The organism is Peribacillus sp. YIM B13477 (assembly GCF_042787955.1).
Lineage (GTDB): Bacteria > Bacillota > Bacilli > Bacillales > DSM-1321 > Peribacillus > Peribacillus frigoritolerans.
The window spans coordinates 308,412-333,764 of record NZ_JBHZPD010000005.1 but is presented as its reverse complement, the minus strand read 5'-3'; the positions used below and the strand labels follow the sequence as shown (position 1 = coordinate 333,764).

General features: G+C 39.6%; 22 protein-coding genes and 1 pseudogene. 19 read left to right on the top strand and 4 right to left on the bottom strand.

The genetic code is table 11. From position 1 onward, the window contains the following. Nucleotides 1–17: 17 nt before the first annotated feature. Entirely contained in the window at nucleotides 18–221 is a 204-nt protein-coding gene (locus ACFX4H_RS17445; protein ID WP_034312777.1) for a hypothetical protein, read from the bottom strand. A gap of 848 nt (nucleotides 222–1,069) precedes the next feature. Here ACFX4H_RS17445 and ACFX4H_RS17440 point away from each other — a divergent pair. The 3 genes and pseudogenes from ACFX4H_RS17440 (at nucleotide 1,070) to ACFX4H_RS17430 (ending at nucleotide 3,810) form a co-directional block, all read left to right on the top strand. Further along, nucleotides 1,070–2,515 carry an alkaline phosphatase PhoX gene (locus ACFX4H_RS17440; RefSeq protein WP_377435928.1) on the top strand — a complete coding sequence of 482 codons (1,446 nt, stop codon included), beginning with the start codon at nucleotides 1,070–1,072 and terminating at the stop codon, nucleotides 2,513–2,515. An 8-nt stretch (nucleotides 2,516–2,523) separates the two neighbouring features. Continuing rightward, nucleotides 2,524–2,753 (top strand): annotated as a pseudogene (gene tatA / locus ACFX4H_RS17435) (twin-arginine translocase TatA/TatE family subunit). 43 nt (nucleotides 2,754–2,796) lie between these two features. Next, nucleotides 2,797–3,810: a bifunctional metallophosphatase/5'-nucleotidase gene (locus tag ACFX4H_RS17430; RefSeq protein WP_377435927.1), complete on the top strand. Its 1,014-nt coding sequence runs from the start codon at nucleotides 2,797–2,799 to the stop codon at nucleotides 3,808–3,810. A gap of 894 nt (nucleotides 3,811–4,704) precedes the next feature. Here the strand turns inward: ACFX4H_RS17430 and ACFX4H_RS17425 are convergent. Next, entirely contained in the window at nucleotides 4,705–5,463 is a 759-nt protein-coding gene (locus ACFX4H_RS17425) for a GTP cyclohydrolase II (RefSeq protein ID WP_063591403.1), read from the bottom strand. 354 nt (nucleotides 5,464–5,817) lie between these two features. Between ACFX4H_RS17425 and ACFX4H_RS17420 the strand changes: the two genes are divergently transcribed. The 6 genes from ACFX4H_RS17420 to ACFX4H_RS17395 all read left to right on the top strand — a co-directional run bounded on the left by ACFX4H_RS17420 (nucleotide 5,818) and on the right by ACFX4H_RS17395 (nucleotide 12,804). Continuing rightward, nucleotides 5,818–6,717: an ABC transporter ATP-binding protein gene (locus ACFX4H_RS17420; RefSeq protein WP_283867656.1), complete on the top strand. Its 900-nt coding sequence runs from the start codon at nucleotides 5,818–5,820 to the stop codon at nucleotides 6,715–6,717. Continuing rightward, nucleotides 6,710–7,960: an ABC transporter permease gene (locus tag ACFX4H_RS17415; RefSeq protein ID WP_328138831.1), complete on the top strand. Its 1,251-nt coding sequence runs from the start codon at nucleotides 6,710–6,712 to the stop codon at nucleotides 7,958–7,960. Before ACFX4H_RS17420 ends, ACFX4H_RS17415 begins: the two co-directional genes overlap by 8 nt. Nucleotides 7,961–8,098: 138 nt before the next feature. Then, nucleotides 8,099–8,401 (top strand): hypothetical protein, encoded by a 303-nt coding sequence (locus ACFX4H_RS17410; protein WP_052137438.1) that lies wholly within the window; start codon nucleotides 8,099–8,101, stop codon nucleotides 8,399–8,401. A 1,351-nt stretch (nucleotides 8,402–9,752) separates the two neighbouring features. Then, nucleotides 9,753–10,091 (top strand): metal-sensitive transcriptional regulator, encoded by a 339-nt coding sequence (locus tag ACFX4H_RS17405; RefSeq protein WP_377435949.1) that lies wholly within the window; start codon nucleotides 9,753–9,755, stop codon nucleotides 10,089–10,091. Nucleotides 10,092–10,107: 16 nt separating this feature from the next. Next, entirely contained in the window at nucleotides 10,108–10,314 is a 207-nt protein-coding gene (copZ, locus tag ACFX4H_RS17400; protein WP_057276009.1) for a copper chaperone CopZ, read from the top strand. A 75-nt stretch (nucleotides 10,315–10,389) separates the two neighbouring features. After that, nucleotides 10,390–12,804, top strand: a complete 2,415-nt coding sequence (locus ACFX4H_RS17395; protein ID WP_377435926.1) for a heavy metal translocating P-type ATPase — start codon at nucleotides 10,390–10,392, stop codon at nucleotides 12,802–12,804. A gap of 171 nt (nucleotides 12,805–12,975) precedes the next feature. Here ACFX4H_RS17395 and ACFX4H_RS17390 read toward each other — a convergent pair whose 3' ends face one another. Then, nucleotides 12,976–13,479, bottom strand: coding sequence for a DinB family protein (locus tag ACFX4H_RS17390; protein ID WP_063576555.1), 504 nt, complete (start codon nucleotides 13,477–13,479; stop codon nucleotides 12,976–12,978). Between the two features lie 248 nt (nucleotides 13,480–13,727). Between ACFX4H_RS17390 and ACFX4H_RS17385 the strand changes: the two genes are divergently transcribed. The 3 genes from ACFX4H_RS17385 to ACFX4H_RS17375 all read left to right on the top strand — a co-directional run bounded on the left by ACFX4H_RS17385 (nucleotide 13,728) and on the right by ACFX4H_RS17375 (nucleotide 17,888). Further along, nucleotides 13,728–14,648 carry a patatin-like phospholipase family protein gene (locus tag ACFX4H_RS17385; protein ID WP_034312754.1) on the top strand — a complete coding sequence of 307 codons (921 nt, stop codon included), beginning with the start codon at nucleotides 13,728–13,730 and terminating at the stop codon, nucleotides 14,646–14,648. A 933-nt stretch (nucleotides 14,649–15,581) separates the two neighbouring features. Continuing rightward, on the top strand, nucleotides 15,582–16,880 hold the full coding sequence (locus ACFX4H_RS17380; RefSeq protein WP_377435925.1) for an MFS transporter: 1,299 nt from the start codon (nucleotides 15,582–15,584) through the stop codon (nucleotides 16,878–16,880). A 21-nt stretch (nucleotides 16,881–16,901) separates the two neighbouring features. Continuing rightward, the gene (locus ACFX4H_RS17375) at nucleotides 16,902–17,888 is read left to right on the top strand and encodes a 2-hydroxyacid dehydrogenase (protein WP_377435924.1); all 987 of its coding nucleotides are present in this window, start codon (nucleotides 16,902–16,904) and stop codon (nucleotides 17,886–17,888) included. Between the two features lie 267 nt (nucleotides 17,889–18,155). Here the strand turns inward: ACFX4H_RS17375 and ACFX4H_RS17370 are convergent, their stop codons facing one another. Beyond that, nucleotides 18,156–18,323 (bottom strand): aspartyl-phosphate phosphatase Spo0E family protein, encoded by a 168-nt coding sequence (locus tag ACFX4H_RS17370; RefSeq protein ID WP_082352106.1) that lies wholly within the window; start codon nucleotides 18,321–18,323, stop codon nucleotides 18,156–18,158. 542 nt (nucleotides 18,324–18,865) lie between these two features. Between ACFX4H_RS17370 and ACFX4H_RS17365 the strand changes: the two genes are divergently transcribed. From ACFX4H_RS17365 to ACFX4H_RS17335, 7 genes are all read left to right on the top strand, one after another. Next, nucleotides 18,866–20,608 (top strand): alkaline phosphatase D family protein, encoded by a 1,743-nt coding sequence (locus ACFX4H_RS17365; RefSeq protein ID WP_377435923.1) that lies wholly within the window; start codon nucleotides 18,866–18,868, stop codon nucleotides 20,606–20,608. A gap of 70 nt (nucleotides 20,609–20,678) precedes the next feature. Next, the gene (locus ACFX4H_RS17360) at nucleotides 20,679–20,891 is read left to right on the top strand and encodes a twin-arginine translocase TatA/TatE family subunit (protein ID WP_034312740.1); all 213 of its coding nucleotides are present in this window, start codon (nucleotides 20,679–20,681) and stop codon (nucleotides 20,889–20,891) included. Nucleotides 20,892–21,039: 148 nt separating this feature from the next. Then, nucleotides 21,040–21,741 carry a twin-arginine translocase subunit TatC gene (tatC, locus tag ACFX4H_RS17355; RefSeq protein ID WP_377307356.1) on the top strand — a complete coding sequence of 234 codons (702 nt, stop codon included), beginning with the start codon at nucleotides 21,040–21,042 and terminating at the stop codon, nucleotides 21,739–21,741. A gap of 540 nt (nucleotides 21,742–22,281) precedes the next feature. Next, nucleotides 22,282–22,914: a YitT family protein gene (locus ACFX4H_RS17350; protein WP_241635672.1), complete on the top strand. Its 633-nt coding sequence runs from the start codon at nucleotides 22,282–22,284 to the stop codon at nucleotides 22,912–22,914. Nucleotides 22,915–23,112: 198 nt separating this feature from the next. After that, nucleotides 23,113–23,268, top strand: a complete 156-nt coding sequence (locus tag ACFX4H_RS17345; RefSeq protein ID WP_377435922.1) for a hypothetical protein — start codon at nucleotides 23,113–23,115, stop codon at nucleotides 23,266–23,268. Nucleotides 23,269–23,283: 15 nt separating this feature from the next. After that, nucleotides 23,284–24,696 (top strand): amino acid permease, encoded by a 1,413-nt coding sequence (locus tag ACFX4H_RS17340; protein WP_034312733.1) that lies wholly within the window; start codon nucleotides 23,284–23,286, stop codon nucleotides 24,694–24,696. Nucleotides 24,697–24,860: 164 nt separating this feature from the next. Next, nucleotides 24,861–25,307, top strand: a complete 447-nt coding sequence (locus ACFX4H_RS17335; protein WP_063591375.1) for a hypothetical protein — start codon at nucleotides 24,861–24,863, stop codon at nucleotides 25,305–25,307. Nucleotides 25,308–25,353 lie beyond the last annotated feature (46 nt).

Below are 25,353 nucleotides of genomic sequence, written 5' to 3'. Positions count from 1 at the left end.
TTTTATGTTTCGATCTTCTATATAAAAATATCAATGCATTGTTCTACAGTTGTTGCAGAGGCTAATTGTTTTGCTTTTGTAGCCAATACATCTGCCGGTTCTGTATCGAGAATAACACCAAATAAGTTTTCTATTTCATCCAAGCTTTTTTCTAAACGGGTAGAGATGATTGAAATCGCTATTTCTTTGACAAGTCTGTGTTCAGCCATGTTAATACTCACTTGAATCACCCCTTCTAATAAACTTAAATACCTATATTCGATTATCCAAGTCTTAATTCCTCTTAAGAAAAGAATATGTCGAAAAATAAATCGACACCATTTACTTAATAATTGGCTATGTAAAAGCTCTTGATTGTTTTTGAATAGTCCGTGTAGTCAATTTTGGTATCCTGATTGCATCAAAATAAAAGGGGTAATCTGATATGACTGTGATGACTCTACTGATAATGCTTCATTAAGCGATAGGAAAAGAGAATATATATTTGGGGTGTTGTCACGCTATTTACATTACTCAAATACTGCACAGGAACTGCACAAGACTGTCGCTTTGTCTTACAATCGTATGGATTTTATTTTTGGCTGTTATGTGCATTTTTGTCCGTCCTACAATCATCAAACTCATCGGCTGTTTTTTTCTGCATGCTTCACTGTGTGCGAATAGATATCAAGCGTGATTCCACTATATCAAGTCTTTGCCTTTCCTCTTCCAAAAATTCAGCAGATTTTGGTGGAATTAATCGGAGTAACTAGTTTGTCATAGTGTATCTCTTATATTTACAAACGATTAATAAGCTTTAATATTCTGCATCGGTCTTTTTATGACAAAATCCTTAGTTTTTTCTCCATTTTTGACTAATACCATCAATTTCCGCCCTTTACATGTTATAAATGCCGTAATAACCTCCTTTATTTTCGTGTTAACCGTGACTTTTGGTTTATCTTTCATACGAAGGAATAAAATCACATGAGTTTAACAGAGCATTTAAAATGGTCTGTTAATTTTGAGGGTAGGGTTTGCTATAAGGAATATAGCACCCCTCAAAAAAGATTTTTTGGAGGTAATGTTGATGAAATCTGGCAATAGCGGTTTAAACAGACGTAATTTCTTAAAAGTTGGCGGAATGAGTACTTTAGCATTAACACTTGGTTCAACTGGGGTATTTTCTCTTGCGGGAGCTACAAAAGGATTTGCAGTGGATTCCAGCAATCCAACAAGCGGATTTGGTGGCTATGGCACACTAGTAAAAGATCCAAATGGAGTTCTCGATCTGCCAAGGGGATTTCATTACAAAATGCTTTCAAAAACTGGTGATATCATGCCTAATGGTGACCTTGTCCCATCTGCTCACGATGGAATGGCTGCCTATAAAGGGGAAAAGGGTACAACCATTCTTGTAAGAAACCATGAAAATGGGACAAATTCAGATTACCCTGTAAACGGGAAAAAACCTTGGAGCGCTGGTGCTGCCGGCGGCACAACCACAATAATCGTTGGACAAAATAACAAGGTCATTGATCAGTATGTATCAAGTTCAGGTACGATCCGTAACTGTGCGGGTGGAGCTACGACTTGGGGGACCTGGTTAACAATGGAAGAAACTCGAGATATGGGGCATGGCTTTGTATTTGAAGTAAATCCGCTTGATCCTGAAAACGAAATGTCAAGAACACCAATCCGTGATATGGGTTATTTCTCCCATGAAGCTGGGCATGTTGACCCTTCAACAGGAATTTGGTATTTAACCGAAGACGCAAGTCCAAGCTTTTTGTACCGCTTTACACCACATGACCGAAGTCAAAAGCTAGGTTCTCTGCAAAAGGGAGGTATCCTTGAAGCAGCAGCGATTGATGAATTGCCAGCTGCAGCTGCAAGTCAATTTAATACTGGACAAAAATTCGGGATTGTTTGGAAAAAATTAAATCCTGAAATTGCACAGCAAGGTGCTAAGGATAAAGGCTGTATTCAGTTTAGCCGCTTAGAAGGGGCTTATTTTTCTGAGGGTACTTTATGGTTTGATGATACAAGTGCAGGTTCAGCACGCCTTGGCCGTGTTTATCGCTACACGCCAGCGACAAACAACTTAGAACTATTCTATGAGTCTACTGATAAAAATGATTTAGAAGCACCGGATAACATTACGATCACTCCTTGGGGAGATCTTTGGATCGCCGAAGATGGTGGCGGCAATGACCGTATCGTCGGATTAACCCCTGAAGGAAATATTTATACTTTCGCTGAGAATATGATGAACGGTTCTGAATTTGCTGGCCCTACATTTTCTCCAGATGGAAATACTTTCTTTGTGAATATGCAAACACCAGGTATCACCTTTGCGATTTGGGGACCATTTGCACGCAGAAATTCTACCCGTAGACGAGCTATGAACCAGGCTTTGCCGCCAGCAAGTCTTGCTCCTATTGTTTCGGATAAACTTACTGCATTCGCAGAAGAACAAGGCATGTCTATATTAGAAGCAGCAGCTTTAGAGCGTCATGGCATGCCAATTTTATAAGTGCTCCTTTGTTATCCAGTATCGGCATCCCAGGTTTAATTCTCATTCTAGTCATAGCGTTAATCATTTTTGGCCCTTCTAAATTACCCGAAATTGAAAGGGCTTTTTGAAACACATTAAAGAATTTAAAAAATCGACAAATGATTTGATCAGCAATGAAAAAGAAGAAAAAACTAACTTTGAAGAAAAAAACAATCGAATAGCTCTTGAGAAATCGAAAAGACTGGAAACTAAATAACTATTTCTATCATTTAATAGAGTAAATACATGGAGGAAATAGTATGAATATAATAAGGAAGATTTATTTGAAGGGCTGCTTTTCGCTGGCGATGGCTGCCGCTTTTGCCGCAATTCCCGATACGGCAGATGCGGAGGAAAAGCTCAAGGAGGGAGAGAGGTTTGAACTCACCATTCTCCAGACAAATGACTTTCATGGTCATTTGGATGACATCGTCACGCTGGATGATGGAACCGTTCATCACAATTCTGTTGCGAAGTATGCCACCATCATTGAAAGTGTGCGCAATGAAGAGGAGAATGTGCTTCTCGTCGATGGCGGGGATGTCTTCATGCGCGGCGAGTTTCAAGCGGGTCAAGGAGAGTTGGAGACGTCCCTGTTGAAAGCTTTGGACTATGATGCAATGGCTCTCGGAAACAACGACTTCCGCGTATACCCTGCCGGGGAGGGCACACCGGACAGCCGTTATGAACAGTTAAAGGATTACCATCGCAACGTAAATTTCCCCATCCTTACTGGAAATGTCATTAATAGGGAAACAGGAAAGTACATACAGAATGTCAAGCCTTGGAAGAGTTTTGCTTTCTCAGGCGTTAAAGTCGGGATGATCGGCCTTACTTCGATGAAGCCGGAAATTCGCGGTTGGGATGATGTTGCAGACCTCGATTTCATCGAACCGGTTGAAGCGTTGAATGCGTTGCTTCCTGAAGTGAGTGAGAAGTCAGACGTAAACATTGTCCTTTCGCATGCTGGAAATCCCGAAGACCACAAGCTGGCTCAGGTTCCCGGAGTTTCGGCGGTAATTGGGGCAGATACACACAAGGTCATCGAAACTCCCGAATATGAATTCAACGGAGAGGTGATGGTGCCAATTACTCAAGCTGGCGGAGAACAAGAACATTATTTGGGCCGTCTTAATTTGACTTTTGAAGTCGTTGACGCCAAAATGACTTTGGTCGAATCCGATGGATTTCTCTACGACGTCACAAATGTTCCGGCTGATCCGGAGATACAAGCGATTATAGACGATTATCGTGCAGATTTGAAAGCGCAATAATCAACTCTTCATAGTACTATGAAGGAGGGACAAAGCGAGGTTATTCGCTTTGTCCTTTCTAAATAATGATAAAGTAAATACTGGAAGGGGGTGTACAAGTCGATGAAAACTAATTGACTGGCGCCTTTTTTATTTTTGCTCACCCGCCTTTTCCACTGACGGGAGTTGAATTTAGTGTAGAGTTTATCTGTTTAGTTTAGCTTAATTCCACTAATTAATGTGCTAAAAAGGATCGTTAGGGAACAAAGCATTTGTTATGCCATTGAGATTGCGAAGATTTTCGTTTGAAATTCCATTAAATTCCCTTTTTTGTTTGCTGGAAATCGTTTGAAAGAATTTTTGATATCCATAAACAACCAGTTATTTTTTTAACCGCTGATGGTCATTATAAATAAAGAAGAAGGGGCTACTGATTACGTATGATTCGCATCATATAGTAAATGAGGTGTTAGTTAAAGACGTTTAACTTAACTACTGATAGCTTCATTAAAAATCGATTCGAGCAAGGAGATGGTTCTCTTGCACGTAAAAGCAGAAAACTCATTCAATAATTGTCATTTATGCTTTGAAAGTTGATGAAACTTTTAAGATATAGGGGATGATTGCTTTGGATGGTAAACTCTAGTCAGATACCAGTTCTTACTCTAATGTAGATGAGGTGTTTATCGCAGAGAATTTATGCTGATTCGAAATGAAGCAAACCCCTTTTTCAGGCAGGGTGCAACGTTCCGTTGCATCCTGTTTTTATGTATTTTCTTATTATCCAGCGTGAGCAATTTTATTATTCCCTTATACTCGTATGTGTTTTCATTTTACGGTAACCTGTGATGTTATAAATCAAATTCCATTTCAAACCTATGCATGGGTAAAAACAATTTCATAAAAAATGATCAGTCATTCATTTTTACTATCTTTTATATGACCGGAACGTACGACTTTAGTTTTTAAATATTTTTCATTAAACTCGGAAATGTCTCCCCATAACGGAACTCTGCCTGCAACATTGGCACCTGAGTTTTGGAGAGCTTCTAATTTTCTCGGATTGTTGGTGATAAGAGTCACTGGGTTAGAGCGCAGTTTTTTTAACACCCGAATGGCGTCATCGTAGTTACGTGCGTCATCCACAAATCCAAGCTCCAAATTCGCTTCCACCGTATCCAATCCTTTTTCTTGCAGAACATAAGCCATGGCTTTACTAAATAATCCGATGCCCCTTCCTTCGTGATTCGCTAAATAAAATAAAGCTCCGGATCCTTGAGTTGCAATCATCTTCATAGCCTGCTTTAATTGGAAGCCACAATCACAGCGTTTGCTTCCGAATATATCGCCAGTATGACAAATACTATGCATCCGGATAAGTGCATCAGCTGAATGTTGAAAATCTCCATACAGTAACACGCTGGATTGCTGCATTTCCGCTAAGTTGGAAGAGGCTAAAGTTTCAATGATCTTATCTATATTATAAGTGCCGTCACCACAAAAGTGACCCGCCATATTCTCACATCGTAACCAGCAATACCATTGGAATATAATTGTTTCGCCCTCTAAGTTTACGGGTAATTTGATTGGGCCGACTAAATAAATGGATGTTTCATCACTTTTAATAACGTTAATTTTATCTTCTAATATCAAAGCCACTTTTTCATTAATCATATAAACTTCCTCCCGAAACTAAGATAACGTTTACTAGTTCATTTCATATTGTACCCAAAAAAGTCCACAAATTTACCAATGCAAAAGAAAGGCGTAAAAGTCCTTTTTTAGTGATGGAAAATTTGATTTCCGTATAATCCAAAATTTAACAAGAACAACCTCAATAACGCAAAATTATTGTTTTTACCCATTATTTTACATTTAATTTATTTTCAATAGTTAGATAGTGAATTTGTTTATTTAATTTACATATAATCGAAGGAGAAAAAGAGTTATTTGGTTCTTGGTGATAGTTGAAAATGGAAAACCTTTCCGTTAACATATAATTAGAATCATATTATAGGAGGTTGCGCATTGGTTTTACACATTAAAGAAGTTACGAAAAAATTCGGGGATTTCACAGCAGTCAATAAGCTTGATTTAACTATTCCCGAAAAAGAAATGTTCGGCTTTTTAGGCGGGAATGGAGCGGGGAAAACGACCACGTTCCGGATGATACTTGGCCTGCTTGACCCTACTGAAGGGGAAGTTGTCTGGGATGGGAAGAAAATCGATTATACGACCAGTTCCATGATTGGCTATCTTCCTGAGGAACGCGGACTATATCCAAAACTGAAGGTGCGCGATCAAATTGTTTATTTGGCTAGATTAAGAGGGATGAACAAACGTGATGCTTTGAGAGAATTGGAGTATTGGCTGGACCGCTTTATGGTGCCCGAGTATATCGATAAGCGAGTTGAAGAGCTTTCAAAGGGAAATCAACAAAAAATCCAGCTGATCGCATCCATGATCCATAAACCTGAATTGCTAATCCTTGACGAACCCTTCAGCGGTCTGGATCCAGTGAACGTGGAAATCCTGAAGAAAGCGGTCATTGACTTAAGGGACAGCGGTACGACGATCGTTTTCTCGAGCCATCGCATGGAGCATGTCGAGGAGATGTGTGAGCATCTTTGTATCATGCATAAAGGTTCACCTGTTGTGGCTGGAAAGTTAAAAGAAATCAAGCGTTCTTTTGGTAAAAAGAATGTCTCAATTAAAGCGGATTTTGATCTATCTTTCTTGGATCATTATGCAGGTGTAACAAAAGTCAAGAACACGATGGAAGGGAAAATTCTTCAGGTAACTGGTGAAGATGTGGCTGAGAGCATGCTACGTGATCTTGTTCCAAGAGGTTTCGTCCGGAAATTCGAATTGGAAGAACCATCGCTGACGGATATTTTCATTGAAAAAGTAGGTGCCGTCTATGAATAAATTTTGGATTGTCCTTTCCCATACATACCTATCAAAATTAAAGACGAAATCCTTTATCATTTCTACAATCATTATGATGGCACTGATTCTCGTTCTATCGAATCTTTCGAATCTTATTGATAAATTCGACAGTGATGAACAGGAAAAGGTTGCCGTAATCGATCAGACTGAAGGCGGTTTATTTGATTCTTATAAAAATGCTGTAGCAGGTGTGAACGATGACCTATCGATAATATCCGTCCAGGATGAAAAGCAAGCGGAGGAAATGGTCAGCGCGGAGGAAATCGTTGGGTATTTATTAATCCAAAAGGATAAAACTCTCGGCTTCAAGGGAACCTACAAAGCGAATCAAATTTCAGATTCTGCGGTAAGTAATGATTTACTATTAGCGCTTACCCAATTGAAGGGTCAAATAACGGCGAAGGAATTGAATTTGACAGAGCAGCAAATCGCTCAATTGAATACGCCGCCAGCATTTGATACGATTGCTCTTCAGAAAAATGCAAAAACGGAAGAGGATCTCAATCAAGCACGCGGTCTCGTGTATGTGCTCCTATTCGTGATTTACTTCGGTGTGTTGATGTATGCAACGATGATTGCAATGGAAGTGGCTACTGAGAAAACATCACGAGTCATGGAAATCCTGATTTCAAGTGTCCCGCCAGTCACTCAGATGTTTGCCAAAATAATGGGTGTTGCTTTACTTAGTCTTACTCAAATGATTTTATTTTTTGGGGTGGGCTATTTCTCGATTAAACAAAACTTGACAGGTATGGATGAAGGATTCTTTTCATTTTTCGGTTTCGGCAGCACAGATATCTCAACGATCATTTATGCTATAATCTTCGCTTTGCTTGGGTATTTTCTGTACGCGACTCTTGCGGCATGCCTTGGGTCCGTGGTCAGCAAAATTGAAGATGTCCAGCAAATGATTTCACCGATGACCATGTTAGTTGTCATCGCCTTCATGATTGCGATGTTTGGACTGGGGAATCCGTCAGCCAGTTATATTACGATCACATCATTCATTCCCTTTTTCACGCCGATGATCATGTTCTTGCGCGTAGGGATGCTTGAAGTTCCATTCTGGGAAATCGCCATCAGCATAGGAGTGTTGATCTTAACGATTGTTTTACTTGGAATAATCGGAGCAAAAATCTATCGTGGTGGAGTCTTGATGTATGGTAGCTCAAAATCACTGAAAAGCATCAAGAATGCCTTGCAATTATCCAAGAAAAATTAGCATGAAACCTGGATCCTTCATTCCTGTTGGAGGGGTTCAGGTTTTTTAAGTTAATAATATAGGAACGAAAAGTAGCATAGATATAAGGGAACATAAAATATATTCCCTTTATGCAACCACGATTAGGAGTGAATTATTATGAGCAATTTGGTAACGTTGACGATAGTTTCAGAAGCGTTTCTCTTGTTGTCCTTCATCATTATTATTTTATCAACCAAGAATCCGAAAAAGAATGTTCTCTGGGTCATCCTGTTCATCATTGGAGCTGCTCCGCTTTTATATTTAGCCATAGATCATGTGAAAAACGATTATATGGACGCAAATATCGGACTGGGTCTTGCCTTTATGTATACCTGGTTATACAGCGCAGTTGCTTTTATCATTGGCATCATTCTTTTAGTGAAAAAGAAAAGGAATAATAATATGTCGAAAGAACTGTGATAATCACATTGGTAGCTTAAATTAAAAGAAAATAATAACGCTGAAGAAACATAAACTATACCCCGAATAACGGACACACATCAAAAATGTCCCTTATCCGGGTTTTTTTATGTTTCAATAGGTGTAATGAGAATGGACGGAGGGTTTCTATGAGTAAGAATAAATAACCTATAATCCTTATACCTGGAAACTGGACGGAATTTTCAGTATTAGAAAGTTCTGTAGTAACATCCAAAAGAGATGGAAAATCATATATATAAATGCGAATTGGCTACTACAATCCTTAAAACAATTAGAACATCTGCAAGTCTGTTGAAACATAGGAAAAATCCTGCTCAGCGTTTAGGAACTGCCAAAAAAGTACATTCTTGGGTTGATATAATTCATTAACGATAGTCGAATGAAATTCCTTTTTCTTCTTGGCTCTTTTCGTAAAGATTATTGTTTTTAAAACGAAACTATTTAAGGTTGATTGGAGCGGAAGTGCGAGACTCCTGCGGGAGCAGCGGGACAGGTGAGACCCCACAGGCGTTTACGCCGAGGAGGCTCACCGCCCGCCCCGCGGAAAGCGAGCATCTGGAGGGGAAATCAACCACAACTCACTACCTGGTAAATAGCAACAAAGTATGTGAAAACAGCCTTCTTCTTCAACTAACAGCGCAGGTTTGTGAAAGAAGGAGAATCAATTTTAGTAAGATAATCTTGTTACATTGGTTTCTCACCTGAGGAAGTATTAAAGGCATAACAAGATGGTTTATATGAAGAAATATTAAGGTCATGTTCCGACGGGGAATCAGTTGGTTAATGTAAATACAGCGTAACATTATATTATACATTGGACTTCGATTAATGGCTATATTGCTAATGAGGATGTTATATTAGAGTGGTTAGGATCAACAGAAGTAGAAGGAGATTCTGGCTACAATTCATTCCTCGAAAGAATTGACACCATTGTTATGAGAAAAGGAACTTATGATGTCATTCGTGGATTTGGTATGGATTATCCTTATAATGGTTATAAAAATCATATTTTCTAAATCTGTTAGTGGATCAGATGAATATGCTTCATTTATTAATGAATATGCTTCATTTATTAATGAAGATGTCAAAATCTACATTAAAAAAAGATGAAACCACACAGAGATTGAAGAAATTTGCGACACTCCTGCAGAAATGACTGGCTAGCCGAGCCCCTGCGAGACTTGGCAGATGGGGAGCAGGCTCTGAGCTTAAGAATAGAAAATGATAAAAATACGGATAGTAATAAATGATGCACATAAATCTTTCTCTTTGCATAGGGTAGTGGGGTATGGTATATTTAATTTTGAGGAGGGATGGGCGAATGGATGAAATGATGAATGGGCAAGATGCGGTGAATGAAGACGAATGCTGTACGACCTCTTCCCACGGCCGAAAGAGTCATCACTCAGAAGCAGTAAAAAAGAATTTAACGACCCGGTTAAATCGAATTGAAGGTCAAATTCGCGGTATAAAGGGTCTTATTGAAAAAGATACGTACTGTGATGATGTGATCACCCAAATAGCAGCTACACAAAGCGCGATGAATAGTGTAGCCAAGATTTTATTGGAAGGCCATCTAAGGAATTGTGTGGTGGAACGCCTGAATGAAGGGGATACAGAGGTTATAGATGAAGTGCTTGTAACGATACAAAAATTAATGAAAAAATAAAGGAGCAGTGGATAAAATGGAAAATGTAACATTGAATGTTAGTGGAATGTCTTGTGGTCATTGTGTGAATGCAGTTGAAGGGAATGTAGCCAAACTTGCAGGTGTTGAAAGCGTAAAAGTGCATTTGGATGCAGGAAAAGTAGATGTAGCGTTTGACAAGGAAAAAGTATCACTTGAGAAAATAAAAGAAACAATCGATGATCAAGGCTACGATGTCGAGTAAGTTATGAGAGTGCTGTTAAGCACTTCTTTTTTACAAAGAAATATACCCCATAGTGGTATAGGGAGGCGGGATGAAGTGAGCAGCCAAATAAAAGAAACAAGTTTACAGATTTCTGGAATGACTTGCGCTGCCTGTGCAAACCGAATTGAAAAAGGGTTAAACAAAATGGAAGGCGTTGAGGAAGCCACCGTTAATTTGGCACTTGAGAAATCGGTTATTAAATATGATTCGGAAATAGTAAGCAACCAGGACTTTGAAAAGAAAATTCAAGATCTTGGCTATGCTGTAGTAAAAGAGAAAAAGGAATTTACGATTACTGGCATGACCTGTGCTGCCTGTGCTAACCGAATAGAAAAAGGGTTAAATAAGATGGATGGGGTGAGCATGGCTAATGTCAATCTAGCGCTTGAAAATGCGACCGTCGAATATGATCCTTCCCAAGCTTCCCCAATTGACATCATTCAACGGGTTGAGAAGCTGGGGTATGGGGCGATCATCAAGGAAGATAAAGTGGAATCCGTGAATTTCCGTCAAAAAGAAATACAAAAACAAAAGAATACATTCATCTTTTCGGTCATTTTATCTTTTCCATTGTTATGGGCGATGGTAAGCCATTTTAGTTTTACTTCGTTTATCTATATGCCTGATTTCCTCATGAATCCTTGGGTGCAGATGGCATTCGCAACCCCCGTTCAATTTTTGATTGGAAAGCAGTTTTATGTTGGAGCTTATAAAGCCTTGAGAAATAAAAGTGCCAATATGGATGTATTAGTCGCGATGGGAACATCCGCTGCCTATTTTTACAGTGTTTATCAGGCGATCATCTCGATGGGTTCCCATCACAATACGGCACAACTTTATTTCGAAACAAGTTCGATTCTTATCACCCTCATTCTATTGGGGAAGCTGTTTGAAGCAAAAGCAAAAGGACGTTCTTCTGAGGCCATCAAAAAATTGATGGGGCTTCAGGCCAAAACGGCATTAGTTCTAAGAAATGGGGAAGAACGGGAAATACCACTTGAAGAAGTCATCGTAGGGGATACGATTTTGGTGAAGCCGGGTGAAAAGATCCCTGTCGATGGCAAGGTAATCGAAGGGAACTCTGCCGTCGATGAATCCATGTTAACGGGTGAGAGCATCCCGGTCGATAAAACAAACGGGGATACTGTTATCGGTTCAACATTGAATAAGAATGGGTTTCTCAAAATGAAAGCGACTAAAATAGGAAGGGATACAGCTCTTTCCCAAATCATTAAAGTCGTCGAAGATGCTCAAGGTTCGAAAGCGCCGATTCAACGGCTTGCTGACCAAATTTCCGGTGTTTTCGTTCCCATTGTTGTCGGAATCGCTCTTTTAACTTTTCTGGTTTGGATGATTTGGGTTAACCCGGGAGAATTCACACCTGCTTTTGAAGCGATGATTGCAGTGCTAGTCATAGCCTGCCCATGTGCTTTAGGCCTGGCCACTCCCACCTCTATCATGGCAGGGTCTGGAAGGGCTGCCGAATTCGGGATCTTATTTAAAGGCGGGCAACATCTGGAAACCACCCACCATATCGATACGGTCATCTTGGATAAAACGGGAACGGTAACGAATGGTACCCCTGTGTTGACAGATGTCCTCATTGAGAATGGTATGGAGGAAGAACAGTTTTTATCATTAATCGGTGCAGCTGAAAAACAATCTGAACACCCTCTTGCACAATCAATCGTTCAAGGAATTCAAGCAAGACAGATTTCACTTGCAGCTGTTGAGGAATTCGAAGCGATGCCTGGATACGGGATTAGAGCTGTGGCGGATCAAAAAGTGATATTCATCGGAACCCGTAAATTGATGAAGCAAAATAACGTGGATATCACTAAGGCGCTAACAGCGATGGAAGAATTTGAAGAGCAAGGGAAGACTGCAATGCTCGCTAGCATTGAAGGTGAATATGCCGGACTCATTGCTGTTGCGGATACGATAAAAGAAAGCTCGCTAAAGGCGATTAAAAGGTTAAAAGCAATGGATATCCAGGTCATCATGATAACCGGGGATAATCAAAGAACAGCAAATGCCATCGGACATCAAGTTGGCATTGACCATGTGATCGCAGAAGTCCTACCTGAAGGGAAAGCGGAAGAAGTGAAAAAACTGCAGGCCGCCGGTAAAACAGTGGCAATGGTCGGCGATGGGATAAATGATGCGCCCGCGCTGGCACTAGCCGATATAGGAATGGCAATAGGAACCGGGACGGACATAGCCATGGAAGCTGCCGATATCACTTTGATCCGGGGTGATTTGAACAGTATAGCAGATGCCATCCTCATGAGCAGGAAGACGATGAAAAACATCAAACAAAACCTATTCTGGGCTTTTGCCTATAATGTAATCGGAATACCAATTGCGGCCATCGGACTTCTTGCCCCGTGGTTAGCGGGTGCTGCCATGGCCTTCAGTTCAGTGTCAGTCGTATTGAATGCACTTCGCCTTCAACGGATAAAACTTTAAAAGTCAGTAGCATATATAGAAGGCAGTTGTATTTACTGAATATACCATTCTACGGGCGTATGAATTTTAATCATCCTAATAAAGCCGATGATTCCTTTGCAAGAGGATCATCGGCTTTCATCTGGAATTGAGCGGCAATGTTACTGCAACTCTTATAGGTTGTCAAACCGCTTATTTTAAACAGTAAAAAACATAATCTGTAGGTGTGCCATTTTCGCCTTGTTGATGGAGCATCGCTGATACATTACCGCGATGATAGGTCCCATGATTCACTACATGATGGATGAGGTCGGCAAGTACAAACTCACAAGCCCCCATTTTCGGATGTTCGGTTACAATCGTCCGTTCAAGATCAGGCTGCGAAGTAAGGAAATTGTCGTAATCCTTTGCAAGTTCATCATATGAGGATTCCAGTTCATATAATGTGATTCCGTCCACTTCTTTCCGACGCTGTTCAACTTTCTTAAAAGTTTCTTGAACTGTGCTTCCTTTCATTATCTCCAACCAGGTAATATCTGTTGCGTAAAGGTGAACAAGGACTTCCTTGACTGATGGAAAGACACTTTTTATCGTGTCTCCATAGACTCCTTCCGGTAATTGTTTTAGTTTTTGGAACACTTGCTGATTAGCCCAAACGTGGTAATCATACATTTTCTTGGCACGATTATTTTCCATTTTTTCACTCCTTTAATTGTTATATATCCTTTTCGACATCATTTAAAGAACTCCTTTATCAAAAGCTGCTTCCTAATCTGATAATTTGTCCATGCAAATGCTTCGTTTTCTACATACCATGATAATAGATGCTATCCTACTATTGTTATTACGTTTGATTGCCATCAAAGAGTCCAAGAGTGTGAAAATTCACTTTATTTTCAAATGTTGTTAATATGGTAGTAACTCTTATCGAGAGGTGGAAAAAAATGAGAGCAGATGCTGTTTTTGAAGGTGGGGGGGTCAGGGGAATTGCTTTTATTGGGGCAATTCAAGCAATGGAAGAGGAAAATGTCGAATGGGAAAGACTTGCTGGGACATCAGCAGGAGCAATAATAGCTGCTCTTTTGGCTAGTGGCTATAAAAGCCATGAAATTAGAAAACAGTTTAGTGAAATCAATTACTCAAAGATTCGAGGCAGGACAATTCTGAATCGAATTCCCATTTTGGGCTTCTTTTTGGAACTCATGGTTCATCTTGGGATTTACAAAAACGATTATTTGGAGACATGGGTGGATTCACTTCTTTCAGAAAAAGGGATAAAGACATTCGCGGATCTTCCAGATGGAAAGTTGAAGATCATTGCTTCTGATGTTTCGAATGGAAAGATGCTTATTTTGCCAGATGATTTGGACCGCTATGGTATGTCTCCTGCTGATTTAAAAGTTTCAACTGCTGTTATGATGAGTGCCTCCTTACCATTTTTCTTCCGTCCGGTTATTTGGAAATCAAAAGACCGGAAAAAATCCTACATTTTAGATGGTGGTTTACTTAGTAACTTCCCGATATGGATATTTGATACCGACAATCCTCGTTTTCCAACATTCGGATTCCATTTTGTGAAAGATGAAGTTAACATAGGCGGGGTTATCCCAACGCCCATCCACCTTTTCAAAAATATATTTAAAACGATGCTCCAAGCCCATGATTTACGACATATGAACGAAGAAACGATTGAACGCACGATTCAAATTCCTATTGGCGGCATCAATGCAACGGATTTTGAACTGAATGAGGAAGAAATCAACTTTCTCTATAAATCAGGCTATACTTCTGCAAAAGAATTTTTGTCGAATTGGGATTTTGAACAATATAAGGCCAAACGCTTGCAAAGAGTCAAAAAAGAGTAGGAGAAACATTCCTCTATCATTCGGTCCAAAAGGGGGAAAGAGGGGACAAGGAGCTGTTACAACGGCTCTTTTTCTTATTGAATGAACGAACCAATAGTTTAATTTAAAAGCAATAAGTGGAATTACAATCAAAAAAAACTAATATAATATATTATTTTATAATTATCTAAATGAATAAACGGAAAACAAAGAATAAAAGAAGAAAACAAAGTTGGAATAAAGTTTATGAAATTCAATGAATAGATCCTCAAGGAGAAGTAGTTGGCGTATCTCAATGCACTGTGAGGAGCTGAGGATGAGACAAAAAATATAGATGTAGTGAGAAAGGATGGGATCTTCGTTAAACATCCCGGCTTTCATTAAGGTTTAGTAAGTCAAATAGAAAAGTGGATACAGTTGCGCCAAGCGAACAATTAATATCCCACTTATCTGGTAGATTTCAGCTGCCTTAACAGGTACGTCTATGGTCGGCCAACATGTATAAGGAGCGCTTGCTTTTCTTATAGAAAAATAATAAAAGCTTAACCGTCGTTTAACGTTGCCCGAGATTTTTGAGAGATAGAATGGGCTCTCAACCATCCCGGCAGCAAAGCTAGAGATGGAAATGAAATGGATTGTGGGATAAAGTCTGTTAAGATTTTACTACTTAAAAAAACGTCTATCAATTTTCCCCACTTGGCATATAACGTTTACTAGGAATATAATCCTGAAAATAAGAATAAAGATTGACATTCACACATCCTCATAATACGATACTTTACAGAATAATAGGAATTATCTTTTTATTTTTTTGTTAGAAAACCAAAACTAAGTTTTATATTATAAAACAAAAGCCTCCTTGTATATACATATTCTCCAAGAGTGAACTGGGCTTTTTCTTATTTTGGAAGCGCTGCCAATTTAGGCGTTTTATATAACAAGGGGGGATAAGGTATGGAAGCAAGAATGGAAACAAAGCAAGAAAAGCCATTAAATTTTGGCCGGAAATTTCGCTGGACAGTCGTCATCTGGTTATTGATTGGGGGAATAATCAACTATCTAGATCGTGCCAATCTCTCCATTGCAGCTCCCGAAATGATGAAGGAACTCGGGCTAAGCGTGACCGAAATCGGGTTATTGGGGACCTTTTTTTCTTGGAGTTATGCATTAATGCAGCTTCCTTCAGGCTGGCTGATCGATCGGTTCGGGACCAAAAAGGTGTATACAATCGCGCTTATTTGGTGGAGTGGTGCGACCATTTTAACGGGAGCCGTTCATAAAATGGGTTCATTTATTGCTGCAAGGATTTTACTTGGAGTGGGAGAAGCACCGTGTTTTCCTACGATGGCTAAGATTACATCGTATTGGTTCCCAAAAAAGGAACGCGGCCTGGCAACTGGAATTTGGGATTCTTCCTCCAAATGGGGACCTGCCATTGCACCGCCACTTCTCGTTTTCATTATGGTGACTTTTGGGTGGAGAGCGTTGTTTTATATTACGGGTGTAATCGGCATCATTTTCGCGATCGGTTTTGTTATTTTTTATAAAAATCCTGAAAAAAGCCAAAAACTTTCCAAGGAGGAATTTGAATACATTAAGTCGGAAGGTGGTGGAGTGGAGCAAGGCATTCAATCATCAAAAATAAAATGGGGTTCGTTATTTAAATATCGAAGCGTATGGGGGATGATTCTAGGCTTCTTCTGTACCATCTGGATCTGGAATATTTTCCTTGTATTCCTTCCCCTTTATTTGTTTGATGTCCATCATGTCTCACTTAAAGAAATGGGTATATATGCTGGTATTCCTTGGCTTGGCGGAATCTTTGGCAATATTTTCGGAGGATATCTTACTAAAAAATGGGTCGACAAGGGAATTACTACACCTATTAAAGCAAAGCGTGCCTTAATTAGTATATGTGCCATCTCGGCCGCTATTGTTGTGTGTGCAGTTCCACTTGTTAAAGGGCTCGCTATTACCTTACTTTTACTGACCCTTGCTCTTTGTTTTATTTCTGCCATTACAGGCAGCGCATGGGCACTCGCCGGCGACATTGCCCCTCCTTCTATGGTTGCTTCCGTAGGAGCAATTCAGAATTTTGGCGGTTATTTTGGTGGAGCCTTTTCCCCTGTTGTGGCAGGCATGATAGTGGATACAACTGGTTCTTACTCTCTCGCCTTTATATCTGGCGGTTTAATCGCCGGATGCGCAGCAATCTGCTATTGGTTTATTGTAAAACATCCTATTCAAGAATAGTATTATCGAGGAGGAAATAAATTGAAGCCAAAAGTGTATATAGCAAGACCAGTGCCGGCCGAGGTAGAGGCATTTATTTCGAAGTATTGCCAGTATGAAAAATGGAACGGCCCTGAACCCATTACCAGAAGCCAACTGTTAAAGCAAATTTCTGATGTGGAGGGACTGCTCATCACAGGAGAAAAAATAGATGATGAACTTCTGGACCATGCACCACTTCTAAAGGCTGTCAGCAATATCTCGGTAGGCTACAACAACTTTGATCTGGAGGCAATGAAAAAGAGAAGCATAATCGGTACAAATACACCTGGTGTTCTCGATGAAACCGTGGCCGATTTAGCTTTAGCCTTAATGCTCTCAGCAGCCCGTCGTATTCCGGAAATGGACAAGCTTGTAAAGGATGGCAAGTGGGGAAATAAAAGCGATGAACCCCTCTTTGGCGTTGATGTTCATGGAAAAACATTGGGCATCATCGGTATGGGGAGGATTGGGGAATCTATTGCAAGACGAGGCAAATTCGGTTTTAACATGGAAGTTTTGTATCATAATCGCCGTAGGAAATCCGAAGAGGAGGAAACGATCAGTACAACCTATTCTTCTTTAGATCACCTTTTACGGGAATCAGATTTCGTTCTATTAATGGTCCCTTATACACCGGAGACGAGGCATCTTATGGGACGGGAGCAGTTCGCACTGATGAAAAAATCAGCGATCTTTATCAATACATCACGTGGTCAGACGGTGGACGAAAAGGCCCTCATAGAAGCACTGCGAAATAAGGAAATCCTTGCAGCCGGTTTGGATGTATTTGAAAAGGAACCCGTTTCGCATGACAATCCGCTTTTGGTCATGCCTAACGTGGTAACCCTGCCCCATATAGGTTCAGCTACTCATCAAACACGATTTGATATGGCCATGCTTGCGGCGAAGAACCTCGTTGCAGTTGTTACTGGAAGGGAGATAAGCAATATTGTCCCTGAATTGGAAGGCCTTCAGTCACTAAAATAGAAATGAATCATTAACACAGCGGAAATATTAGGTTGTCCATGATATGAGTAAAAGAATCGTTGATTTAAAAAAGGCATCCATTCATTTTGGATGCTTTTTAATTAGGAAGAGTGATGATATTAACAATTAGCTAATGATTTAGCGGATATTACATAAAGATTAGACCACGAGTCCAAGAAAAATATAAGAGGTAAGAGAAGCATGAACTACACAGTGATGATTCCATGAAGTATTAGTAGAAAAATCAATCAGGCTTCATTCCGCTTTTTAGACATACTCTAAATCATTTGGTTCTTTTTCATTTGTAAGTAAATTCAACAGTTCATCTAGTTCCTGGCTTTTATGTAATGTTTTTGGGGCAGTAAATCCGTAAATCAATCCGGTGGTTATTAGTTCTTTCCTCAATATCTCAATTTTTTCAAATAATGCTTCCATACTCTCCAATGCAAAATCCTCAAGTGCTTTCTTTTTTTGTTATGAAACTATTATTACATAAATTAGGATGTTTTTAAACCAAAAGTGAGTATTCACTTATAAAATTATTGCTGAAGTATTATTAGTCCGATTTCAGAAAACCATGATGATTTCTAAACCTTCCTTTGAATCAAGGTTTCCTTACTGCGGTGGGATCCAACCAAGTGATGGCGATATTTCTTTTATTCCATTATTTCGCTGGCTTCTTTAAGCTTTTATAGTTTTAAAGGTTTATTGTAAAAATAGCCCATGGAAGTTATTTGTAACGATTAAATAAATGATTCGTTAAGAGAACTAGGCTGAAAGACTGTCGTTATATGTAAAAGTTTGTAGGGCTATGTAAATGCATGAGTGAATCAAAACTCTTTTTGTATTCAATGGGTATCATAAGACCTGCCTAAAAATTCCTAATTTATTGATTTATTGATTTACACATCTTCATACACCTTTAAAAATGGCTTTCTATACTTGAACCAGATTCAAATAATAGGAGGGAAAGATCAATGAATAATGAAAGAGCAATGGATGATTTAATTAAGAATTGGAGCGAATTAGGTAAGAATATGGACCGCCGAAATTTTATCCAGGGAGCGAGTAAGCTTGCCGGACTTTCATTAGGTCTTGCTCTTGCCCAATCAATGGGCGGGATTGAAGTGAATGCTGCCCCGAAATTCAGTGATTATCCATTTACTCTCGGTGTAGCTTCAGGAGATCCGCTCTCGGACAGTGTCGTTTTATGGACAAGGTTGGCACCGGATCCGTTGAATGGAGGAGGAATGCCAAAAGAAGCCATTTCGGTTAAATGGGAAGTGGCAAAGGATGAGAATTTCAGAAAGGTTGTCCAGCAAGGTAAGGAAATAGCCAGGCCTGAACTTGGCCACTCCGTACATGTGGAAGTAAGCGGGTTAAAACCTGATAAAGTCTATTTTTACCGTTTTAAAAGCGGTGGGGAAGTAAGTCAGACTGGGAAAACGAAAACACTTCCGCCAATAGGTTCAAGTGTTTCGAGCTTGTCATTCGCGTTTGTTTCATGCCAGCAATTTGAGCATGGTTATTATACGGCCTATAAACATTTGGCAAAGGAAGATCTGGATATTGTCTTCCACCTTGGCGATTATATATATGAATATGGACCAAATGAATATGTTTCTTCTACAGGTAATGTCCGTGTACATAGTGGACCAGAGATCATTACACTTGAAGATTATCGGAATAGATACGCACAATATCGCTCTGATACCCATTTAAAAGCGGCACATGCAGCTTTCCCATGGGTCGTGACTTGGGATGATCATGAAGTTGAAAACAATTATGCAAATGTCATCCCGGAAAAAGGACAATCGGTAGAAGCTTTCATCAAGAGAAGGGCCGCCGCTTATCAGGCTTACTATGAGCACATGCCCCTTCGTAAATCATCTTTGCCTAAGGGAGCGGATATGAGGTTATACCGAAATTTCACATATGGCGACCTGGCCTCTTTCTTTGTATTGGATTCACGTCAATACCGGGATGATCAGGCAAACGGTGATGGAAGTTCACCGCAAACGCCTGAGTCACTTGATCCGAAACGGACATTGCTAGGTCCAGAGCAGGAACAATGGCTAACTGACAATCTATCAAAATCAAAAACGAAGTGGAATGTTCTGCCACAGCAGATTTTCTTTGCACAACGGAATTATGGAACACCAACCGCCCCAAAATTCAGCATGGATTCCTGGGATGGTTACCCGGCAGCACGCGTTCGCTTAATTGATGTAATCAAAAGCAACAATCTGGAAAATCTGGTCGTATTGACTGGTGATGTACATGCAAGTTGGGCCGCCAATTTAAAGGCGGATTTCGATGATCCAAATTCAAAGATTTTCGGTGTGGAGTTTGTCGGCACTTCGATCACATCTGGCGGAAATGGTGCGGATAAGCGTGCGGACACGGATAAAATACTAAGTCAGAATCCGCATATAAAGTTCTTTAATGATTACAGGGGATATGTCCGGTGCAAAGTAACACCAGAACAATGGAAGGCGGATTACCGTGTAGTCCCATTCGTGACAGAACCAGGTGCGGATATATCGACAAGAGCATCCTTTGTTTTTGATAAGGATCAAACAGGGCTGCGAAAGGTTGCATCAGCAGCGGTTATGGAAGGTGCACAAAAAACGAACGAAGTCGAGGAGGATCGGACACGTGCCCATAATCGCGCACATGAAAAACAAAGAATGAAAAGTCAGGGGAAAGTGACTAATTGATAGGGAATCCTTAAGATGCTTGACAGGAATGTAGCGAAGAAAAATGAGAAGAACAGAGGAGTGAGTAAGAATGCTTTCAAATATAGGAATACCCGGTTTGGTGATTGTCCTTGTGATTGCACTGATTATTTTTGGACCGTCCAAACTGCCGGAAATAGGCCGTGCATTTGGCCGGACATTATCCGAATTCAAAAGTGCAACCAAAGGATTGGTGAATGATACAGAAAAAGAAGAAGAAAATGAGAATAAAGCTGCATTAAGAGCTGTTAAAAAAGAGGGATGAAGTAAATGAGATAGAGCGGGCGGAAAGACTCGCCTGCTTCTTTTCATGAGAAGGGTTAGAGGGGAAGCGCTATTTGCAAAATGGCAAATAATATGTCTAAAAAGGGGGAGTGAAAGTGGAGAGTAAGGATTTACACGTTATTGAGCATATGGAGGAACTCCGAAGCAGAATCATTAAAACACTGATAGGCTTTGTGGCTTTTTTCATAATGAGCTTCATATTCGTACAGGATATTTATAATTTACTTATTAAAGATTTGGAAGGAAAGCTTGCCGTGCTCGGGCCGAGTGAGGTCCTATGGGTATATATGATTATTGCTGGGGTTTGCGCAATAGCTGCAACGATTCCGCTTACAGCCTATCAGTTATGGCGCTTTGTGGCTCCAGCTTTGAAACCGGAAGAGAGAAGGGTTACATTTCGCTTCATACCCGGACTGTTCATTCTATTCATCACAGGTATCTCATTTGGATATTTTGTGTTGTTTCCAATAGTGCTGGGTTTCCTAACTTCCCTATCGGCCGGGCAGTTCGAGATGATGTTCACTGCGGAAAAGTATTTTCGTTTCATGATTAATTTGATCTTACCTTTCGGCATTTTATTCGAGATGCCGCTAGTGGTCATGTTCCTGACCAGATTAGGCATCATCAATCCAGCAGTGTTAAAAAAGTCTCGCAAGATTTCTTATTTCGTCCTGGTCATCATCTCGATCCTGATTACGCCTCCAGATATAATTTCGGACATTTTGGTTATCGTCCCTTTACTTGTGCTTTATGAAGTGAGTGTACAACTGTCCAATATGGTTTATCGTAAAAGGCTTATGAAAGATGAGTCAGCATTATCCGTGACATGAAAAGGATAATCACAACCTATTGAAAGTAACATTTCTTGGGAAATAATTAATGGAACAATAAAAAGTTGAGGGGGCCCCCTCAGCTTTTTATTGTGGGATAATACTTTTTAGGAATGGTTAGGGGGTATGCTTTTGCATTTGCCTTCTAACCAATATGATTATGTAAGGGGAAGAAGTTTTAACCTGTAAAAGCCTTACATTTGTCCAACCCTATGGAATTTAAATTATTTAAATCAAAGTTTTTGTCAACTAATCACAAGTTACATAAGTTGAATAGAAACTCTGCAATGTCTAAATGATTATGTAATAGACCATGAACATCTTCAAGTTTTAAGGGGGATATTTTATTTTTTTTATTTAGAAGGAGAGAGGATTCTGGTTAGCGAATAATTGTAATCACTTGAACAGAAAAATGCATTCTTTGTAATAACATTCCAAAATATCGAAAGGTGAAAGGTTCGAATCTTATTATCGTTCAAGTATAAATATATATTTAGGGGGGGAGCATTATCAAAATATCGAACAGGATGGTGAGAATGTATGAAGGATTTATTGAAAATTATCGCAGGAAACATTTCCATGACCTTTGCCTATGCTTATTTAATCGTTCCCAATGAAATCATCAATGGCGGGGTAACTAGCTCGGCATTATTATTGAATGCATTATTGGGCTATAACATTGCCATGCTCGCCAATTTGGTTACAGGAATACTGTTAATCATTTGTTTAGTGTTTCTAGGGAAAGAGTACTTTTTTAAGTCGATCGTAAGTTCCCTTAGCTATATGGTTTTTTTTAATTTTTTTTATTCATTGAACATTCATTTTGATATGAATATCGTTTTAGTGATTTTCATTTCTTCGATTTTGATAGCGATAGGATATTATTTATGTATAACTGCAAATGCCTCCACTGTTGGCTTTGACGTGATCGCCTTAATATTACATCACAAAAATGAAAAAATAGATATTGCTGCGACAATAAGGATTATTAATCTTATCGTACTGATATTGGGACTTCTGGTTTATGGGTATGCATCGATTGTTAAGGGAATTGCTTTTACATTGCTTTTTTCATATCTTTTAAAGAAAATGCTGGATAGGAAGCAGAAGGCAGTAACGTCAGCTACGGAAAGTGTATTGGATGAAACACCAAAGGTAAATGAAGTAAAATAACTAAAATTGCAGACTTAATGGACATCGTTTTTTATATGAAAATGTTCATTTTGTTATCTAAATATTCTGATTTTTAAATTGACTTTAAAAAAATCAGAGTGTATTATACACATAGAAAGTGGTACTAACATCATGACGTAGTGATGTTAGATTCGCTTCGTTTTTCAAAATAGACTTAAGGAAGGAGGACTAGTGATATTGAATCTTAAGTTCATAGCGTCATACCCTGTGTTGTTTGAAAATGCCATGTTTCCAGTTCCCACTTATCTTTGTGAAAGTGTAAAGGACAGGCAGCTGAAAAGCCTGCTTTACATTCAAGTAGCGATTATCTTAGTTGATTCCCCAAATTATTGAAAGTTGGTGGAGGGTATGAAACATCAACAGGAAGAACTGAAACCAGGTCTGAAACAAAGACATTTAACGATGATATCTTTGAGTGGTGTCATAGGCGCTGGTTTATTCGTAGGAAGCGGTATCATTATTGGTCAAACGGGCCCCGGGGCGATATTATCATATGTTTTGGCAGGCTTAATCGTTGTTTTAGTCATGAGGATGCTTGGGGAAATGGCCACAGTGAATCCTAATACTGGATCTTTTGCGGTTTATGCAAGAGAAGGGATAGGTGAATGGGCCGGTTTTACAACAGGTTGGTTATATTGGTTCTTTTGGGTTATCGTAATTGCTTTGGAAGCAACGGCCGGAGCAGCAATCATTCACAGCTGGCTCCCTTCCGTTCCCGTCTGGGTCATAAGTCTATCATTGATCATCCTATTGAAAATGACGAATATTTTTTCCGTGAAATCGTTTGGTGAGTTCGAATACTGGTTTTCAATCATTAAAATAATCAGTATCATACTATTCTTGTGCCTGGGTGTGGCCGTGATATTAGGGTTTATCCCAACGATAAAACCACCTGGCACTTCCAATCTTTTAAACTTTGGCGGGTTTATTCCAAATGGTCTAAGTTCTGTGCTTGTTGGTGTTGCAATCGTTTTTCATGCATTTGTTGGAGTGGAGATTCCAGCGATTGCCGCGGGTGAAACCAGTGATCCGGTTAAATCAGTTAGAAGTGCATTGAATAGTGTGGTTTGGAGAATCCTGATTTTCTATATCGGGTCCATCGCCATACTGGTGACGCTATTACCTTGGAATTCGGCTTCTTTGCTGAAAAGTCCATTTGTCGCCGTACTTGAAATGCTGGGTATCCCTTCTGCTGCCCTGATCATGAATATAGTGATTCTCATTGCATTGCTATCTTGTTTGAATTCGGGATTATATACGAGTTCACGCATGTTATTTTCACTTGCACAAAAGGGTGACGCCCCAAAGCTATTTTCTAAAGTGAGCAAGAACGGTGTCCCTATATTTGCTGTAGTCGGCTCTACTATATTCGCCTTTATCAGCACCATTTTCAGTTATGTTTCACCTGATAAAATCTTTTTCTTTTTAGTGAATTCCTCGGGCGGGGTTGGAATTCTTGTTTATCTGGCCATTGCGGTTTCCCATCTCCGATTAAGGAAGAGAATGGAGAAAGAGAATCCTGGAATATTCAAGATCAAGATGTGGTTATTCCCGTATTTGACTTATGCAACCATCATTTCCATGATTTCAGTGTTAATATTAATGGCTTTTATCGATTCGCAGCGTCCGCAGTTCATCTTTACCATGCTATTTAGCTTGATCGTTATTTGTTCATTCTTTTTCATTCGGCGAAAAAAAGCGAAGTATTTGGAGAATGAATTAAATATTGCCTCTGGTTCCCCTAATTCTGAAAAGTTATAGCTTTGGCTCTACACCATTGGTTTAATTTAAGGTTACTTCTATGGAATTCCTCAGACAAAATTCTTCAATTCACTAATCAGCTAGAATATGATTCCAATAGAAAAAGAGAATTGTGCCAATAAGTGCTTGGTGCCATCTGTCTTTTAAATCATGAAGGAGGGGTTATGTTGAATGGTTTACGGGTAATAACCAGTGGAGTTGTCCTTGGAGCCATATTGCTGTCAGGCTGCGGCAATTCAGCTGAACCGGACGAGGCTCAACAAGAAAAAAGCCCAGTCATGAATGAAAATCCGGGTGAAACCCAAAATGCGGAGGTCATTAAAAAAGGTGTCGGCGATGTGATTCAATCCATTAAAGGAATGGAAACAGAATTAAGTGCGGAAGCGGATCCAGAGAGAATTCAAGAAATGGGAAAAGAAATGAGTTCTGTTTGGGATTCGATAGAAAAGCAAGTGGAAGATGAATACCCGGATTGGTATGAAAGGATTGAGAAAAACCTTTACCCATTAATTGGGGAGTCAGGGAATCCGGAAAAGGACCTTGAAAAGATTAAACGACTCTCTAAAGCTACAAAGGAAGATTTACAGTTATTTTTGGAAGAAGTTAATTGAATTCTCTTTATTACCTGGTTTAGCAGTGATTTTGGAGGAGGTAAGA